The following is an 18,192-nucleotide window of genomic DNA, read 5'->3' on the forward strand; positions in this document are numbered from 1 at the left end:
GTAGGCGGGTTGTAACTTCTCGAACCATGGGTGCACCAGTAGGCACAACCACATCGCAGCTCCCGGATTCGCCGTCGACGCAGATTTTCGATCGCGATCAGGCCGAGGCCTATGTGGCGATGATCTGTTTCAAGCACGGCCCTCCCCGGCTCCACGGGGTCGAGCTCGAGTGGACACTGCACCACCGCAACGATCCCGGCCGTCCTTTGGTCGCAAACGATGTGAGTTTGGCCCTTGGGGAACACGCGCCCAAGACAATCAACCCGCAAAGCACCCACGCCCCTCTTTCTGGCGGCTCCCTCGTCACCGTTGAACCCGGTGGTCAGGTCGAGATCTCACCGCCACCCTTCGTCTCACCCGCCGCTCTGATTGCTGCCGCCTCAACGGACGCATCCGAGCTCGCCGGCCTCCTCGACACATATGGATTCGTGGTCGGTCAACACGGGATCGACTCGCACCGCCCGCCCATGAGGTTGCTGTGTCTCCCGCGCTATGACGCCATGCAGTCCGCGTTCGACCGAGTCGGGCCGCAGGGCGTGCACATGATGTGCAGCACCGCATCGATGCAAGTCTGCCTCGATGCTGGCGAAGGCGAGGACGTCGCCAGACGTTGGCGGGCGGCTCACGCTCTTGGTCCCGCGTTGGTGGCACTGTTCGCCAATTCGCCTGAGCACGGCGGGCATCGCACCGGCTGGGCCTCCTCACGACTGAGGGCAACCCTTGGCACCTGCCCGCCCTTCACCTCACCGCCCGCACCGACAGATGATCCGGCCGCCCAGTGGGCCCGGATGGCCATGGAGGCCCCGGTGATCTGCGTCCGCGGTGATGGCCCGTCGTGGGCTGCCCCCCCAGGGCTGACGTTCGCGCGCTGGGTTTCCGAGCCCGGGTCGGTGGGACGCCACCCGACGTATGACGACCTCGACTACCACCTGACGACGCTTTTCCCGCCGGTGCGACCCAAGGGTTATCTCGAGATCCGATACCTGGACATGCAGGCCGGATCCGGGTGGGTGACGCCCTTTGCCCTCCTTTCGGCCTTGATGGCCCGGCCGTCCACGGTCGACCGGGTCCTGGATCTCACCGAGTCCACGGCGGGCCGATGGTTGGAGGCGGCGCGCGAAGGCATGGCCGATCCGGCCCTGCGGCATACCGCGGCCCAGATCGCCCAGCTCGGCGCCGATTCTCTGGACTGTCTTGACTTCACTTCCGCCCAACAGGCTCAGGTGATCGACGACCTGGCGCGCCGCGTCGGGACGAGTTCTTCGACCCGGAGGTGGTCGGCATGACAATCGCCCCATCCGCAGCAGACCGCACACCCGAAGACTGGCGTTCCCACGTTGCAGAAGTGTTGACCCGGTCCCGCAACCGCAGTCAGATGTTGACCGACGCCGTTGATGATGAGGACCTGGTGCGCCAGCACTCCCCATTGATGTCGCCGTTGGTCTGGGACTTGGCCCATATCGGCAACCAGGAGGAGTTGTGGTTGGTCCGCGACGTGGGTGGTCGCGCCCCGGTCCGGCAGGACATCGATGAGTTGTACGACGCCTTCAAGCATGCGCGCACGGACCGACCTTCGCTTCCCCTGCTCGGGCCGGCCGAAGCCCGCCACTATGTGAGCGAAGTGCGTGACAAGGTGTTCGACGTCCTCGAGCACAGCCCCTTGGACGGACGCCCTCTTCTGGAGCAGGCATTTGCCTTCGGCATGATCGCGCAGCACGAGCAACAGCATGCCGAGACCATGCTGGCCACGCATCAACTGCGTGCTGGCGCGGCGAGCCTGCATGCTGCGTCGCCCCCGCCAGGCACCCGGCTTCCTGCCTCGGAGGTCCTGGTTCCGGCTGGTCCTTTCACGATGGGCACCTCCACCGAACCGTGGGCACTGGACAACGAACGCCCTGCCCACATGGTCGATGTTGCTGACTACTTCATCGACACGGCGGCGGTGACCAACGGCCAATATCTTGCCTTCATCGAGGCCGGTGGCTACGACGAGCCACGGTGGTGGAATGCCGAGGGATGGGCTCACCGGGTGAAGAGCAGGCTGACCGGGCCGCTGTTCTGGGAACGTGACGGCGACACCTGGTGGCGCGTGCGATTCGGCGTGCGGGAGCAGGTGCCTGTGCAAGAGCCGGTCATGCATGTGTCCTTCCATGAGGCGGACGCGTATGCCCGGTGGGCAGGCAAGCGACTGCCCACCGAAGTCGAGTGGGAGAAGGCGGCGCGCTGGGATCCGGCCACCGGACGTTCGCGGCGATACCCGTGGGGGGATGAGGACCCGGGACCCGACCATGCGAACCTCGGCCAACGGCATCTGCGTCCTGCCGAGGCTGGTGCCTACCCCGGCGGCGCCTCACCACTTGGCGTGCATCAACTCATCGGCGACGTCTGGGAATGGACGTCGAGCAACTTCAGCGGCTATCCGGGCTTCACGGTCTTTCCGTATGCCGAATACTCGCTCGTCTTCTTCGGCTCGGACTACAAGGTGCTCCGCGGAGGATCGTTCGGCGCCGATGCCGTGGCCGTCCGCGGCACGTTCCGTAATTGGGACCTCCCGATCCGCCGGCAGATCTTCTCCGGATTCCGGTGCGCGCGCGACGCCCGGCCCGAAGAGTTGAGCTGACCATGTGCCGCCACCTCGCCTATCTCGGGCCACCCGTCACGCTGGCCGAGATGGTGCTGCTCGGCCCCCATTCCCTTCTGCACCAGTCATGGGCACCCCGTGAGATGCGGGGAGGGGGGACCATCAATGCTGACGGCTTCGGCGTCGGCTGGATCGATACCGAGACAGGCGGAGCCGCACGGCGCTATCGGCGAGAGATTCCGATCTGGTCCGATGCTTCGCTGCCCGACCTGGCGGCATCGGTCTCATCGGGTGCGATCCTGGCGGCGGTTCGTAGCGCAACGGTCGGTATGCCGGTGACTCACACAGCCTGCGCCCCGTTCGTCGAGGGGCCCTGGATGTTCAGTCACAACGGAGTGGTGGCCGGCTGGCCGGCCTCGGTCGCGGTCTTGGCTGACGACCTGCTTGCGGTGGACCTCATGACGTTGTGTGCGCCCACGGACTCTGCCTTCCTGTGGGCCTTGGTGCGCCAGCGATTGGGCGAAGGGCAGTCCGCGGCCAGGGCATTGGCTGGCGTCGCCGACGAAGTGCTCGCGTTGGCCCCAGGCTCGCGGTTGAACCTCCTGCTCAACGACGGTGTCACCATCGCGGCTACCACCGCCGGCCATGCCCTGTGGTATCGCCAGGGCGATCGGAGCGTGACGGTCAGCTCCGAACCCATCGATCCCGACCAAGAAGGGTGGCAGCCGGTGCCCGAGCTCAGCCTGCTCGAGGCAACGGCAAGCCAATGCTCAATCCAGTCCCTCGACAATCCAGCGACCAAGGACGGCCATGAACGCGCCAAGAGTTGACGTCTACCTGACCCACGACCATGCCGATCGGTCGCTTCGCGCGGACGCTCTTCGTGGGCTGACGAGCAGCCCCAAGTGGTTGCCGCCGAAATGGTTCTACGACAAGCGGGGCAGCGACCTGTTCGAGGAGATCACCCGGCTTCCTGAGTACTACCCGACCAGGGCGGAGCGCTCGATCCTCGACGCCTACGCCGGAGACATCGCCCGACGCACCGGCGTCCACACGCTGGTGGAACTCGGGTCGGGATCATCGGACAAGACCCGCCTCTTGCTCGACGCCCTGCAGGGGGAGGGGTCGCTGCGCGAGTTTGTGCCGTTGGACGTCTCCGAGACAGCGCTGCGCGACGCGGTCGAGGCACTGCACACCGACTACCCGGCGCTGGGCCTGCATGGAGTTGTCGGAGACTTCACCGAACACCTCGGCCACATCCCCGGCCAAGCCCCACGGATGGTGGTGTTCCTCGGCGGCACGATCGGCAACTTCTTCCCCAAGGAGCGCGCCACGTTCCTCGGGGACCTGCACAACACCCTCGAGCCCGGCGAATGGTTCCTGCTCGGCGTCGACCTGGTCAAGGACCCGGCAGCCCTGGTTCCGGCCTACGACGACGCGGCCGGCGTCACCGCTGAGTTCAACCGCAATGTGCTTGCGGTTCTCAACAGAGAGCTGAGCGGCGACTTCGACCTCCCCAACTACCGGCATGTCGCGGTCTGGGATGCGGAGAACGAGTGGATCGAGATGAGGCTTCGGGCCACTGCCGCAGCGACCGTCACACTTGCGGACCTCGACCTGCAGATCGAGCTTGCGGCCGGCGAGGAAATCCGGACCGAGATCTCATCCAAGTTCCGCCGGGAGGGCATCGAGCGTGAGCTCACAGCCGCGGGCTTCAGCCCGGACTCCTGGTGGACCGACCCCGAAGGCCGCTTCGCCCTCTCGTTGGCTCGAGCCACCTGAGCGCCAGGACGTCATGGGGTCAGGAACGAGAAATCCCGCCCGAGGAATCTGCGGCGATTCCAGAGGCGGGATTCTGCTGCGGAGGATAGGGGATTCGAACCCCTGAGAGCTTTCACTCAACCCGCTTTCCAAGCGAGCGCACTAGGCCACTATGCGAATCCTCCGCGAACGAGGTTACCGGTCGTGTCGGTCCGCTGATGACTCGGCATGTCGGTGATGGCCCAAAGCCCGGCTTGAGTGCGTACGAGACGGCTCCGTATGATGAACGCAGCCCCTCGCGCGGCGACACATCACCCAACTCCCCCAGGGCCGGAAGGCAGCAAGGGTCAGTGACCTCTGTCGGGTGCGCGAGGGGTCCTTTCATGCTCGCCCGCCGGTCGATTCATACACCGCCCCACGGTCGGTGACCTAGCGTCCAGACGAGACGCCCGAATGGTCGATAACTCACCGCCGACGGGGGCCGGAGCTCAGGGGAGGGGCTCGACGACGGTGTGGTCGACGAGGTTCGCCATCAGCTGGTTGAGGTGGTGCCGGCCGTCGCCGAGTGTGTGGTCGATCGCGGTGAGCCGGCTCATGTAGTGACCGACGCTGTACTCGGCGGTCATGCCGATGCCGCCGTGAAGCTGGATGGCTTCCTGGCCGATGTGCCGCCCCGCCTTGCTGACCTGCAGCTTGGCCCGCGATGCGGCCTGGGCCGCGTCGCCGCCGTCGAGGAGCACCAGCGTGGCCCAGCTGACGGTGCTGCGTGCCAGCTCCAGCGAGACATACATGTCGGCGGCCCGGAAGGTCAGCGCCTGGAACGTCATCAGCGGCACGCCGAACTGCTTGCGCGTCTTGAGGTACTCCGTGGTCGTCTTGAGGGCGGTGTCCATCGCGCCGAGCGACTCATGGCCGTATGCGATCTGGGCACGCGCGACCGTCGCGGCGATCGCCTCGGTCTGATCGGCGCCCGCCGCGCCGAGCGGGGTCGCGACCGTGCCGGCGAACGCGACGTGCGCGGCACGGCCACCGTCGTACGTCGTGTAGCTCGTACGCGTGAGGTTGTCGGCGTCACCCTTGACGACGAACAGGCCTGTCCCGCCGTCGACCGCAGCACTGACGATCAGCAGGTCGGCACGCTCACCGCCCAGGACGGGCTCCTTGACGCCGGTCAGCGTCCAGCTGTCGCCGGACTCGGCGGCGGTGACGCCGGAAGCGGCCAGGTCGTAGCGGGAGCCGGGCTCGGTGTGGGCGAAGGCGGGGACGAGCGTGCCCTCGGCCAGGGCGCCGATGATCTCGGCGCGCTGCTCTGCAGTGCCTGCGGCGGCGACGAGGCCGCCGGCCAGCACGACCGCCTCCACGAACGGCTCAGGCGCGATGACCCGCCCGATCTCCTCGGCGACGATCGACACCTCGGCCGGTCCCGCACCCATGCCGCCGTCCTCCTCCGCGAAGGGAAGCCCGAGGACCCCCATCTCGGCGAGTCGCTGCCAGGTCTTCTCGTCCCAGCCCGGGTCCTTCTTGGTGGCGGCGCGGCGGGTCTCGGAGGTGTCGTATGCCTTGGCCAGCAGGCCGCGAACGGCGTCGCGGAGTGCCTCTTGCTCGGAGTCCAGTAGGAAGTCCATGTCAGCCCCTCAGTCCCAGGATCGTGCCGGCGATGATTTGTCGTTGCACCTCGTTGGAGCCGCCATAGATCGACGCCTTGCGGAAGTTGAGGTAGTTGGGTGTCGCGACGCGAGCCCAGTCGGCGATGTCTGAACCATCACCGGCGCCCGAGGCCAGCGAGGCAGGTCCGGCGAGATCGACCACGAGTTCGGTGACGGCCTGCTGGAGCTCGGTGCCGCGCAGCTTGAGGACCGACGAGGCGGGGTGCGGCTTGCCGTCGGCGGAGTTCGCGACAACCCGCAGGGCCGTGAGCTCGAGCGCGAGCAGCTCGTTCTCCAGATCCGCGAACTGGGCTGCGACCAACGGATCGTCCAACAGCGACGTGCCGCCCGGGCCAGCGGTCTTGGCGACCTCCTTGGCCTGCGACAGCGTGCGCTTGGTCGAGCCGACCGGCGCCACGCCGACGCGCTCGTTGCCGAGCAGGAACTTGGCGTAGTCCCAGCCCTTGTTCTCCTCGCCCACGAGATTCTCGGCCGGGACGCGTACGTCCTCGAACCAGACCTCGTTGACCTCGACGCCGCCGTCGATCAGCTCGATCGGGCGCACCTCGACACCCGGTGACGTCATGTCGATCAGGAGGAATGAGATGCCGGCCTGCTTCTTGACCTCGGGGTCGGTGCGGACCAGCGTGAAGATCCAGTCGCCGTACTGCCCCAGGGTCGTCCAGGTCTTCTGGCCGTTGACGACGTACTCGTCGCCCTCCTTGACCGCGGTCGTACGCAGCGAGGCGAGATCGGACCCGGCGTCGGGCTCGGAGAATCCCTGCGACCACCAGATGTCGAGATTGGCGGTCTTGGGCAGGAAGCGCTCCTTGACCTCCTGGGAGCCGAACGCCGCGATGACCGGACCGACCATCGATGCGTTGAACGCCAGCGGCGGCGGGACGCAGGCCAGCTGCATCTCCTCGTGCCAGATGTGGCGCTGCAGGGGAGTCCAGTCCTTGCCGCCCCACTCGACCGGCCAGTTGGGCACGGCGATGCCGGCGGCATTCATGACCTGCACCGACTCGACGATCTGCTCCTTGCTGAGCTCACGACGGGCGGCGACGGTGTCGCGGATGTGCTGGGGGACCTTGGTCCGGAAGAAGTCCCGCATCTCTTCGCGGAAAGCGGCGTCCTCGGCTGACAGCTGCAGTTTCATATACGGCTCCTCGGCGATCGCGCCTCGTGGCGCAGCACGAGTCTAGGTGTTGGGCAGAACTATCTGCACGGTCAGCGCATCTTCTTTCGAACCGCCCGCGCTCGCAGCGGCCCGACGAGTCGAGGCCCGGCCAGTCGCTGTTCGAGCCGCCGAGCCTCACGACCCAGGGGCTGGGCGACGTATTCTCCGAGGATCACGCCGGCGGCGAGCGAGATCGCGATCGCAATGGCGGTGATCATCTCGAGGATGCCGGTGTAGTCGTTGTCAGCCAGCAGCGACAGCCCACGATAGATCGACAGGCCCGGCAGAAGCGGCACGATCCCGGCGACCACGATGACCAGCGGCGGGACACGAGCCCATCCTGCGACGGCATAGCTCACCAGGCCGATGAAGATTGCGGCAATGGCGGCCGGCCACGCCCGCCCGAGGTCGCTCTCGGCGAGAAGCAGATAGATCGCGGACGCGACACCGGCGATCCCGGCGATCGGCAGCAGGACGCGCCCGGGGGCGTAGGCCGCGAACGCGAAGGCTGCCGCGCTCAGCGCCGCTCCGGCCACCATGAGGGGGAAGCGTGACAGGCCCGATGCGCCGGGGTCGAGCGCGATGTCGACCCCCAGCATCCCGCCGACCGTGAGTCCGCCGCTGACCCCGACGATGACCCCGACGGTCGAGATCATGACCTCCAGGATGCGGGCCACGGCCGTGATGTAGAAGTCCGTGAGAGCATCCTGGATCGCGCCGATGAAGCCGAGCCCGGCCAGCAGCATCACGATGCTGGCGGTGATGACCAGCGAGGGGTCGGCGGCGATGTCGACGGCCGAGGCGCTGACCGCCAGCAGCGAGGCGAACAGCCCGCCGGCGACCTGCGCATAGAAGAACGGGAGCCGGAGGCGGGAGAGGAAGCGCTGCAGGATCTCGATGCCGACAGCTGCCACCGCGGCGATCAGGGCGACGATCCAGCTGCCTCCGATCAGCATCGCGACGCCTGCTCCGATGAATCCCCAGCTCAGCGTCACGGCCCAGCGGGGTGTCCGGTGACCCGTCGAGGAGATCTGGGCGATCCGGATGCGGGCCTCGTCGAGGTCGATCTCGCCCGACAGCAGATCGGTGACGAGGTGGTCCACCCGGGTCAGGTCGTCGAAGTCGGTCTCACGATGTGTGACGTGACGGGTGGCCGAGACCACGGGGTCGTCGGGAGTCGGCTGATAGCTCAGGTGCACCGTCGTGAACGTGACATCGACGAGGGTCTGCCGCAGGCCCAGGTGATGTGCGATCGACGACATCGTGGCGGTGACATCTGCGGCTCCGGCCCCGTTGGAGAGCAGCATCTCACCGACCCGCAGGGCGAGGTCGAGCGTGCGCTGCACCTCGCGTGTCTCGATCACCCTTCCCATACTGTTGGGTCCGACGTCCGTGTTCAAACGAGGAGTGCCGAATGACCGATTGGGTTCCCGATGAGCTGGGCGACGGCTATCAGCGGCGCACGATCCCACTCGGGGAGGACCCCGACGGCGAGGGTCTCGTCGAGGCGACCCTCGTTCGGCGCGCCCCTGGCAAGACCTACGACGCCGCCGTCCTGTACGTCCACGGGTTCAGCGACTACTTCTTCCAAAAGGAGCTCGCCGACTTCTTCGCCGAGCGCGGCTTTGCGTTCTATGCGCTCGACCTGCGCAAGTGCGGTCGTTCGCGCCGCGAGGGCCAGACCGGCCACTACGTCTCGGACCTCGCGCTCTATGACGCTGAGCTCGATGAGGCGCTGTCGATCATCCGGGACGAGACCGGGGACAAGCCCGTCGTCCTGTCCGCACACTCGACCGGCGGACTCATCCTGCCGCTGTGGCTGGACCGGCTCAACGCCCGCCCGGGAGGCACCACGGGCGCCGGCGTCGTCGGGCTGGTGCTCAACAGCCCGTGGTTCGACCTGCAGGGCAAGCCCTGGATGCGCTCGGTCGGCACCGCGGCGATTGCCGTCGCGGCGCGAATCCGGCCCAAGTCGTTCATGAAGCTGCCACACACCGATGCCTACGGCACGAGCCTGCACAGCAGCGCCCACGGCGAGTGGGACTTCAACACGGTCTTCAAGCCACTGGAAGGGTTCCCGGTGTCGTATGGCTGGCTGACCGCGATCCGACGTGGGCATGCCGAGCTGCACAAGGGTCTGGATGTCGGGGTGCCGTCCTTGGTGCTGCGGTCGACGAAGACCAGGTTTGCCGCGAAGTACTCCGCCGAGGTCGACGACGCCGATGCCGTGCTCGACGTCAAGCAGATCGCGCGATGGGCCGGATGCCTGGGCGATCACGTCTCGGTCGTGCCGATCGACGGTGCGCGGCACGACGTCTTCATCTCCAAGGACGGGCCGCGCAAGGCCGCCTACGCCGCGGTCGACGGGTGGTTGCGGACGACGCGTCTGATTCCCGCATGAGGCTGTGCCCCGGTCCGGCGGCGTCGTCACTGTCGGACCGGGCCCACCGAGCTCTGGACAAACCCTTCCTCTGACCAGTCATCTGTCCTTCAGCACCTCGCGGGCGACGACGGCCATACCCACGGCGGTGAGGCTCCAAGCGACGAAGTCGACCTGCGGGCTGCCGAGGATCACGGTGGCGGTGAAGTGCAGCGGCTGGGAGACGATGATCGCCCAACCCGCCCACGCCGGGATCCGGCCGGATCGGAGGAGCGCCAGTCCGAGGAGCACCGTGCCGATCACGTGACCCAGGACGAACACGCCGATGGCGACATCGATTGACGCGTGAGCTGCATCGACCATCGCGACGGCATCGGCTCGCGACAAACCGGCGTCTGACGCGCTCCAGAGGAGGTGGTCAGCACCCACGAGCATCCCGAGTGACAGGTAGCCGGGCACGCTGAACGCCAACGCCCAGGTCGTCAGACGCGGGGACGGGCCGCGGCAGACCCGTGCTGCTGCGAAGAGCCCCGGCACGAGTGTGAGGATGCCGATGTACGCCAGCCACAGGACCGCGCTCTGTCGTCCCGGATCCGCATAGACCGCGTCGACCATTCCGGCCGAGTCGCTCTCGGTGTAGTACGGCAGGATCAGCCTGAGTACGGCGATCGCTGCAGGCCCGATGGGCAACAAGAGGGCCATGCCCCACGTGGCCAGAGGGATCGAGCGGGCACGCGACGGCGCAGGCGTAGTGGTCATGACGCCACCGTCACTCTGTGACCACCGGCCACGAGCAGGACGCCCGCGGCCGTAAGGACGACTACGCCTGCGGCGGCTGCCTGTGCGCCAACCGGCACGTCGGAGACGAAGAACGCGGGCAACACGGTGATGGCGGACAGGACGCGCAGCCCGATCAACAGGCGGAGCGGCTTGCTCGGGTCGCGAAAGGCCTGGATCGCGAGCACGAGCGACACGAGCCCCAGCAGAGCTCCTACCGCGGCGACGGCGTAAGGCGGCGTCTCGCCGTCTGTGATGGCGAGGGTCGCGATGTCCCCGACAGACAGGAATCCGAAGATCGCGAGCCCGAGGCGTCGGCCGGTGGTGCGAGAAGTGTTCATCATGATGCTGATCCCTTCGAGAGGTGGCTGTTGTCAGCCACCGTCCAACGCGCCACGGCCCGGAAGTCAGAGGAACGTTCCCGGCAGGTCAAGGAGATCTCCGCGTCAGTCGGGAAGATTTCCCGGAATCACACCGGTGTGCAGCGGTATTGTCAGCCGAAGCCGCAGGAGGTGTTCGATGCGTAGAAGATTGCTCGCCGGGGCACTGGGCATCGCTGCGGTTCTTGCCGCGGCCGGCGCGATCGTGGGCGTGAGAGCGGTCGACTGGACCTTCACCGACGCGCTCGAGGCGTTCGTCGTCAGCAACATCCTCATCGGTCTCAGCTTTGGTCTGTGCGGAGCATTGATCGCGTGGCATCGACCGTCGTCGGCGCTCGGCTGGATGTATGCCGTCGGCGGTGTCTGCCAGACGATGTCCGCGCTGGCCGCGCCGCTGGGTCAGCTGCTCCATGACCGTGGCGCCGCGGAGTGGGTCCAGCGGCTCGACTCGACCGTGTTCCAGTGGGCATGGCCGGTCAACATCACCTTGATCCCGATCTCGCTCCTGCTGCTTCCCGATGGTCGAGTCGCGTCACGGCGTTGGCGACTCGTCGCAATCGCCGTGTCGGTCACTGCCCCGTTGTTCGTGCTCGAGATCGGGTTGGATCCGGAGGCCCCAGCCGGTATCGCGAGGTCGTACCTGACGCTCGACGAGGGAACGTACGACTCCTTGGCCTGGTTGTGGACTGTCAGCGATGTACGGTGGGCGCTCTCGGTGCTGATCGGGGTGGCATGTCTGGTCGTCCGGTATCGGCATGGCAACGAGGTCGTTCGTCGTCAGCTGTTGTGGCTGGTCGCTGCAGCTGCGGTGATCGTCGCAGCGGTCGTCCCGTGGGCCTTGGTCGCGGGCACGCCTCTGGCCGTGCTGTTCACGATTCCGCTGCTTCCCGCAGCAGTTGCCGCCGGGGTGCTGCGTCACCAGCTGCTCGACATCCGCCTGGTGGTGGCCCGCGGACTCACCTATGGGTTGCTCTCCGGGCTGGTCCTTGCAGCCTACGCCGGCCTGGTGGTCGTGCTCTCCGACGTCGCCTCCGCACTAGTGGTAGCCCTGATCGCTCTCCCGCTGCGCTCACGGCTTCAAGCCGGGGTCGACCAGCTGCTCTATGGGGAGCGCGGGGACCCGCTGAAAGTCGCCTCCCGTGTTGGCCGCTCGCTCGGTGCTGGGCTGTCCGAGACGCTGGGGGAGATTGCGAAGGCGCTCCGCCTGCCCTTTGTGGGCGTCATGGTCGATGGTCAGCCACTCGCGACCGGCGGGGTGCTGGTTGGGCCTTCGGCCGAATTGCCCCTTGAGGGAGGGACGCTGGTCGTCGGCCTTCGCCGGGGCGAATCTCGGCTCGACCCGGCCGACGAGCGCGTGCTCACGTTGCTCTCCGGGCCGCTGTCCACCGCGGTGCACGCCACCACTCTGCTCGAGCAGCTGCAGCTCTCCCGCGATCGGCTTGTGGGCGCCCGTGAGGAGGAGCGTCGTCGGCTCCGGCGCGAGCTGCACGACGGGCTGGGACCGCTGCTGACGGGCGTGGCGCTGTCGGCCGACACCGCCGCCAACCTTGCCGGCGGAGCAGCGGACGCCGCGCTCCAGGACAGACTCTCCGAGGTGCGATCCGACACAAGATCCGCGATACATGAGGTACGCCGGATCGTTGACAATCTTGGCTCACCCTCCTTGGACTCCTACGGGCTCGTCGAGGCGCTGCGCATCCGCGCGGACCAGGTCAGCCGCCGGTCCGACGGTGCCGAGCTGCGGACCGTGGTGGAAGCCGTTCATCTCCCACCGCTGCCTCACGCAGTCGAGCAGGCGGCCTACCGGATCGCCACCGAGGCCCTCACCAACGTCATACGGCACTCTCGTGCGACGTCTGTCGTGGTGCGGCTCGGCGCCGACGAGGCCGGACTGCACTGCGAAGTGCTCGACGACGGGGGCAGCTCGACCGCGTGGCTGCCCGGCGTCGGAATCGTGGGGATGCGCGAGAGGGTCGCCCTGCTGGGCGGCAGCTGCGAGGTGGGTCCCGGCCCGAGTGGCGGGGAGGTGCGGTATGTCTTCCGATGGAGCTGGCGTGATCCGCGTCCTCGTCGCCGACGACCATCCTGTCGTCCGATCCGGCTTGGTCGGCGTCCTGACCTCGCTCGACGGGTTCGACGTCGTGGCAGTCGCCGCCGATGGTCGCGAGGCCGTGCGCGAAGCCGTGATGCATCGACCGGACGTCGCGCTGATGGATCTGCAGATGCCCGGAACCGACGGTTTCACGGCCATCCGCGAGCTGGCACGGGCGGCGCCATCCGTGCGGGTCTGCGTGCTGACGATGTACGACGACGAGGACTCGCTCTTCGCTGCGGTGCGGGCCGGCGCTCATGGGTACCTGCTCAAGGGTGCCGAGCAGGATGAGATCGCCCGCGCGGTCCGGGCGATCGCAGCGGGCGAGGTGATCTTCGGGCCCGGTATCGCCGTACGTGTGCTGAGTCAGCTGACGTCACCGGCAGCCGAGTCAGCCGCTGCCCGCTTCCCGCACCTCACGGCGCGCGAGCTCGAGATCCTCGACCTGCTGGCCGAGGCGGCGCCGACCTCCGTCATCGCCCGGCGGCTCGACGTGACATCGAAGACGATCAGCAACCACGTCTCCAACATCCTCTCCAAGCTCCACGTCGCCGACCGAACCCAGGCCGCGATGCTGGCGCGTGAGGCAGGGCTGGGGCGGGGCCAGGATAACGGCACGCGCGGCCGCACCTGATGACTCGGCGGATCGGATCCCGCTCCCGGACCAAGGCGGACCGGCTCTGGAAACGGGCCTGGGCCGACGGCCTCGTCAGCGTCGGACCGGGTCTATAGAGTTCAGGTCGTGGATGCCCCCCTCGCCCTTTACCGCCGCTACCGGCCGGAGACGTTTGCCGAGGTGATCGGGCAGGACCATGTGACCGAGCCGTTGCGCCACGCACTGGCCGCCAACCGGGTCAACCATGCCTATCTGTTCTCGGGTCCGCGAGGCTGCGGCAAGACCACGAGCGCCCGCATCCTGGCCCGCACTCTCAACTGCGAGAAGGCGCCGGTCGCTGATCCGTGCGGCGAGTGCCAGAGCTGTCGCGACCTCGCCCGTGGCGGGCCGGGCAGCATCGACGTCATCGAGATCGACGCGGCCAGTCATGGTGGTGTCGATGACGCCCGCGACCTGCGTGAGCGGGCGTTCTTCGCGCCGGTCAGCAGCCGCTACAAGGTCTACATCATCGACGAGGCGCACATGGTCTCCCCGCAGGGCTTCAACGCCCTGCTCAAGCTCGTCGAGGAGCCGCCGCCTCATCTCAAGTTCATCTTCGCCACGACCGAGCCCGACAAGGTCATCGGCACGATCCGTTCGCGCACCCACCACTACCCGTTCCGGCTCGTGCCGCCCAAGACGCTCGCTGAGCACCTGATGCAGCTGTGCACGGCCGAGCACGTCACGCTCGAGCCCAACGCCCTGCCGCTCGTCGTTCGCGCTGGTCAAGGATCTGTCCGAGACACGCTCAGTGTCCTCGACCAGCTGCTGGGTGGTGCCGGACCCGACGGCGTGACCTATGACCTCGCGGTCCAGCTGCTCGGCTACACGCCCGACTCGTTGCTCGATGAGGCGATCGACGCCTTCGCTGCGAGTGACGGCTCGACGGTCTTCGGCGTGGTCGACAAGGTCATCGAGTCAGGCCAGGATCCGCGCCGGTTCGCAGAGGACTTCCTGCAGAGATTGCGCGACCTGGTGATCGTCGCGGCGGTGCCCGACGCGCTCTCGAAGGGCCTGCTCGATGTGCCCGGCGACCGTGCGGAGCGGCTGCTCAGCCAGGCAAGCGGCTTTGGCCCGTCCGAGCTGACCCGGGCCGCCGACATCGTCAACGACGCGCTGATGGAGTTCCGCGGCGCCACCGCACCTCGCCTGCTGCTCGAGCTGATGTGCGCGCGAATCCTCGTGCCCGGATCCGACAACTCGACCCAGGGGTTCCAGGCCAGACTCGACCGGGTCGAGCGGAGGCTGTCGATGGACGGCGGCGCTCCTCCGGTCGCCGCGGTCCCAGCGCCCGCTGCAGCACCGCCATCTGCGCCCCCTGGTGTCGTGGCCGCAGCCCCGGCTGCTCCACCTGCAGAGGTGTCGCCCGCACCGCAGGCCCCTCCGGTCGCTGAGGCTCCTGCACCCGTGGCCGAGCCCGAGCCGGTCGTCGAGACCGAGACTCCGCGACCCGAGCCGATCCAGCAGCCCGCCGAGGTGCCGCAACCCGAACCTGAGCCCGAGCCGGCGACCACGGCAGGACCTGCGGCGGGAGCCCTCACGATCGCCGACGTTCGCCGGTTGTGGCCCGAGATCCTCGACAAGATCCGCGACCTGCGCCGGTTCGCCTGGGTCATGCTCAGCCAGAACGCCACGGTGACGGGCCTGGACGGATCGACCCTGACGATCGCGTTGGTCAACTCCGGAGCCCGGGACTCATTCATCAGCAGTCGGTCCGAGGACTATGTCCAGCAGGCGCTGCACGCCGTGCTCGGCGTCACCTGGCGGATCGAGGCCATCGTCGATCCCGGCGCCCGCCCCGCGACGTCGTCAGGAGTCGATGAACCGGCTTCGGTCGACCCCAGCCCGGCCTCCGCCGAGGCCCGCAAGGGTGTCGGCGCACCCGACTCGGTGCGCGAGGCGCTGCGTGACCCGGTCACGCCGCAGACGCGTGAGCACCCAGATGTCTCGGCCAACCGCGACGACCCCGTGGTCGACAGCGAGATCATCGATCCCGAGCTGTTGCTGAGCCGGGAGCTGGCGGCCGAAGTCATTGACGAGACCCGCACGGACTGATCACGGCGTCGCCCGAACGCGTCTGGACCTTGATCTCGACCCGCTCGACGTCCTCCGCTTGTTTCGGGGCCGCGACCGACTCGTGGCGCTGCTCGGCGCTTGGCACCATGGCGAGGCGCTTATCGCTTTCGACCCGGTCGAGGTCCTGGAAGGCGACCCGTTCACCGGCATCGATGACTCGATCGGGCCGGGGGGGCGCCTGGATCCCCTGGTCGATGGGTTCGGTGGCGGCTGGATCGGCGCATGGGGGTATCAGCTCGGCCGACTGATCGAGCAGATCCCGGCGGCCCCGCACCGCCCGATCCCGCAGCCCGATCACCGCATCGCGTTCTACGACCATGTCCTCCGCCGGACCGATGGCACGTGGTGGCTCGAGTCGCTGAACCCTGATGCCGAGCGCGATGCCGGCATCGTGGCGATCCTCGCCGGCCCGCCGGCCGACCCGCAGGCATACGAGGTGGGCGCGTTCGAGATGACCCCGACGCCGGACCGGCATCGAGCTGCGCTCGCGCAGGTGCTGGAGCACATCGCGGCCGGCGACATCTTCCAGGCCAATCTGTGCACACGGCTCGAGGCATCGTTCGGCGGCGACCCGCTGGACGTGTTCTGCGCAGGGGTCGAGCGATTGCGCCCGGCATACGCGGGATTCGTGTCGAGCCCCGAGGGTGCTCTGGCGAGCCTGTCCCCCGAGCTGTTCCTGCGCCGCACCGGCGATGAGGTTCTGAGCTCGCCGATCAAGGGCACGGCCCCGCTGGACACCGATCCCGAAGAGCTGGTGGCGTCGGCCAAGAACCGCGCGGAGAACATCATGATCGTCGACCTGATGCGCAACGACCTGGGGCGGGTCAGCGTGCCCGGTTCCGTGCGAGTGCCGGCCATCACCCGGGCCGAGCGGCACGCGGTGTGGCATCTCGTGTCGGACGTGGTCGGGCATGTGGCTCACGGTGTGAGTGACTCGGAGCTGCTGCGGGCGACCTTCCCGCCGGGGTCGGTGACCGGCGCGCCCAAAGTCCGCGCGATGGAGATCATCAACGTTCTCGAGGTGACCGGACGCGAGGCCTACACCGGCGCGATCGGCCATGTGAGCCCGACGGCCGGGATGGAGCTCAACGTCGCGATCCGCACGTTCGAGTTCGCCCGCGACCGCGTGTGGCTGGGGGTCGGCGGCGGGATTGTCGCGGACTCGACGCCAGATGGTGAATATGCCGAGTGCCTGGTCAAGGCGCGCCCTCTGATCGAGGCGATCGGCGGGATCCTGGAGCTCACCGCGAGGACGCCGGAGGTCGACGAGCCGCGGATGCCGGGTGTGCCCCAGCAGATCCCCACGGTCGACGAGTCGGTCGGCATCTATGACACCCTGCTCGTCGACGACGGACGGGTCGCCGATCTCGAGGCCCACCTCGCGCGGCTCGACGCCAGCGTGCGCGCGGTCTACGGCACCACGATCCGGGCAGGTCTCGACGATGCCGTGATCCGCCGCGCAGCGGGGATGCGAGGACGCCAGCGACTGCGCATCGACGCCGTGCCGGACGACAGCGGAGTCCGGGTCACGATGGCTAGCCGGATCATTGACGATGATGCCGACACCTGGGCCCTGACACCTCGCACGATCGAGGGCGGCTTCGGGCAGCACAAGTGGGGCGACCGCCGAGCGCTGTCCTTCAAGGGCGGCCCCGATCGTGACCTGGTGCTGTTCGCCGAGGACGGATCGCTCCTGGAGACCGCACGTGCCAGCATCTTCGTGGTGCACGACGACGGGGTCCACACGCCTCCGATCGACGGCCGCATCCTGCCCGGCACCGCGCGCGCCCGGGTCATCGAGATCCTGCGCGACGCAGCGGTGCCGGTGTTCCAGCGCCGTCTCACAGTCAGCGACCTGTCCGCGGCGACCGAGGTCTTTGTGACCAACTCCCTGCGCGGCGTGGTGCCTGTGGTGTCATGCGAAGGTGTCGGCGGCTGGACCGTCGGGCGTACGACGAGCTGGCTCCGCGATGAGCTCCGGCGCTTCTGGCGCGACTCGAGCCTCGGGGGCGGTGGGTCCGCGTCCACCATGCCTCCCGTCGTGGACGCCACGTCACCGCCCACGCAGGCCAGGGTGATGTTCATCGACAACTACGACTCGTTCGTCTACAACCTCGTCCAGTACGTCGGCGAGCTCGGCGCGCAGGCTGACGTCGTACGCAACGACGCCGTGACCGTCGACGAGCTGGTCGCGGCGAGGCAACGAGGCGACTTCACGCATCTCGTCGTCTCGCCGGGACCGGGCACCCCGGCTGATGCGGGGATCAGCATCGAGGCGATCCGTCATCTGGGTCCCTCTACGCCGACGCTGGGCGTGTGTCTGGGTCACCAGGCGATCGGCCAGGCCTACGGCGCCACGATCGTGCGAGCCCCCGAGATCGTGCATGGCAAGCCGTCGCTGATCCACCACGACGGCCGGGGTGTCTATGCCGGGCTGCCCACGCCGCTGGTCTGCGCCCGCTATCACTCTCTCGTGATCGACCCCGCAACCCTGCCCGTCGACCTCGAGGCAACCGCGCACACTGCGTCGGGCATCGTCATGGGCGTGCGCCACCGCACCCACCCGGTCGAGGGTGTGCAGATGCACCCGGAGTCGATCTTGACCGCCCGAGGTCACGACATGCTCCAGTCCTTCCTCGTCCGTTGATCTGGCCGCCCGTCCGA

At 68.0% G+C, this 18,192-nt stretch carries 13 protein-coding genes, 1 tRNA gene, 1 other RNA gene and 1 pseudogene; 10 read left to right on the plus strand and 6 right to left on the minus strand.

The features are described 5' to 3' along the window. Nucleotides 1-26: 26 nt before the first annotated feature. The 4 genes from WKF39_RS11245 to egtD are packed head-to-tail and all read left to right on the plus strand — an operon-like array spanning nt 27 to nt 4,363. Nucleotides 27-1,286, plus strand: a complete 1,260-nt coding sequence (locus WKF39_RS11245; protein WP_340388394.1) for a glutamate-cysteine ligase family protein — start codon at nt 27-29, stop codon at nt 1,284-1,286. After that, nucleotides 1,283-2,620 carry an ergothioneine biosynthesis protein EgtB gene (gene egtB, locus WKF39_RS11250; RefSeq protein ID WP_340388396.1) on the plus strand — a complete coding sequence of 446 codons (1,338 nt, stop codon included), beginning with the start codon at nt 1,283-1,285 and terminating at the stop codon, nt 2,618-2,620. Before WKF39_RS11245 ends, egtB begins: the two co-directional genes overlap by 4 nt. A gap of 2 nt (nt 2,621-2,622) precedes the next feature. Next, nucleotides 2,623-3,411 carry an ergothioneine biosynthesis protein EgtC gene (egtC, locus tag WKF39_RS11255; protein ID WP_340388398.1) on the plus strand — a complete coding sequence of 263 codons (789 nt, stop codon included), beginning with the start codon at nt 2,623-2,625 and terminating at the stop codon, nt 3,409-3,411. Further along, nucleotides 3,392-4,363 (plus strand): L-histidine N(alpha)-methyltransferase, encoded by a 972-nt coding sequence (gene egtD / locus WKF39_RS11260; protein WP_340388400.1) that lies wholly within the window; start codon nt 3,392-3,394, stop codon nt 4,361-4,363. The genes egtC and egtD overlap by 20 nt, the downstream gene beginning before the upstream one ends. A 79-nt stretch (nt 4,364-4,442) precedes the next feature. Here egtD and WKF39_RS11265 read toward each other — a convergent pair. Further along, a tRNA-Ser gene (locus WKF39_RS11265) sits at nt 4,443-4,527 on the minus strand. A 102-nt stretch (nt 4,528-4,629) separates the two neighbouring features. Here WKF39_RS11265 and ffs point away from each other — a divergent pair. Continuing rightward, nucleotides 4,630-4,726: signal recognition particle sRNA small type (ffs, locus tag WKF39_RS11270), an RNA gene on the plus strand. A 104-nt stretch (nt 4,727-4,830) separates the two neighbouring features. Here ffs and WKF39_RS11275 read toward each other — a convergent pair. From WKF39_RS11275 to WKF39_RS11285, 3 genes are all read right to left on the minus strand, one after another. Next, nucleotides 4,831-5,967, minus strand: a complete 1,137-nt coding sequence (locus WKF39_RS11275; RefSeq protein WP_340388402.1) for an acyl-CoA dehydrogenase family protein — start codon at nt 5,965-5,967, stop codon at nt 4,831-4,833. 1 nt (nt 5,968) lies between these two features. Continuing rightward, nucleotides 5,969-7,147: an acyl-CoA dehydrogenase family protein gene (locus WKF39_RS11280; protein ID WP_340388404.1), complete on the minus strand. Its 1,179-nt coding sequence runs from the start codon at nt 7,145-7,147 to the stop codon at nt 5,969-5,971. Between the two features lie 71 nt (nt 7,148-7,218). Next, the gene (locus WKF39_RS11285) at nt 7,219-8,532 is read right to left on the minus strand and encodes a threonine/serine exporter family protein (RefSeq protein ID WP_340388406.1); all 1,314 of its coding nucleotides are present in this window, start codon (nt 8,530-8,532) and stop codon (nt 7,219-7,221) included. A gap of 50 nt (nt 8,533-8,582) precedes the next feature. Between WKF39_RS11285 and WKF39_RS11290 the strand changes: the two genes are divergently transcribed. Further along, nucleotides 8,583-9,569: an alpha/beta hydrolase gene (locus tag WKF39_RS11290; protein ID WP_340388408.1), complete on the plus strand. Its 987-nt coding sequence runs from the start codon at nt 8,583-8,585 to the stop codon at nt 9,567-9,569. A 78-nt stretch (nt 9,570-9,647) separates the two neighbouring features. On the opposite strand, the gene WKF39_RS11295 is transcribed toward WKF39_RS11290, so the two are convergent. Then, nucleotides 9,648-10,307, minus strand: coding sequence for a hypothetical protein (locus WKF39_RS11295; protein ID WP_340388410.1), 660 nt, complete (start codon nt 10,305-10,307; stop codon nt 9,648-9,650). Then, complete coding sequence (locus WKF39_RS11300) at nt 10,304-10,669, minus strand: hypothetical protein (protein WP_340388412.1); 366 nt, start codon at nt 10,667-10,669, stop codon at nt 10,304-10,306. The genes WKF39_RS11295 and WKF39_RS11300 overlap by 4 nt, the downstream gene beginning before the upstream one ends. Before the next feature lie 1,258 nt (nt 10,670-11,927). Between WKF39_RS11300 and WKF39_RS11305 the strand changes: the two are divergent. The 4 genes and pseudogenes from WKF39_RS11305 to WKF39_RS11320 form a co-directional block, all read left to right on the plus strand. Further along, nucleotides 11,928-12,353: pseudogene (locus WKF39_RS11305) on the plus strand (histidine kinase); the annotation flags it as partial. 385 nt (nt 12,354-12,738) lie between these two features. After that, complete coding sequence (locus WKF39_RS11310; RefSeq protein WP_340388414.1) at nt 12,739-13,431, plus strand: response regulator transcription factor; 693 nt, start codon at nt 12,739-12,741, stop codon at nt 13,429-13,431. Between the two features lie 108 nt (nt 13,432-13,539). After that, a complete protein-coding gene (locus tag WKF39_RS11315) occupies nt 13,540-15,507 on the plus strand; it encodes a DNA polymerase III subunit gamma and tau (RefSeq protein WP_340388416.1) in 1,968 nt (655 codons plus the stop codon). A gap of 58 nt (nt 15,508-15,565) precedes the next feature. After that, nucleotides 15,566-18,175 (plus strand): aminodeoxychorismate synthase component I, encoded by a 2,610-nt coding sequence (locus tag WKF39_RS11320; protein WP_340388418.1) that lies wholly within the window; start codon nt 15,566-15,568, stop codon nt 18,173-18,175. The last annotated feature ends 17 nt before the right edge of the window (nt 18,176-18,192 follow it).

Origin of the sequence: Aeromicrobium sp. (assembly GCF_037719875.1) — a bacterium.
Classification (GTDB): Bacteria; Actinomycetota; Actinomycetes; order Propionibacteriales; family Nocardioidaceae; genus Aeromicrobium.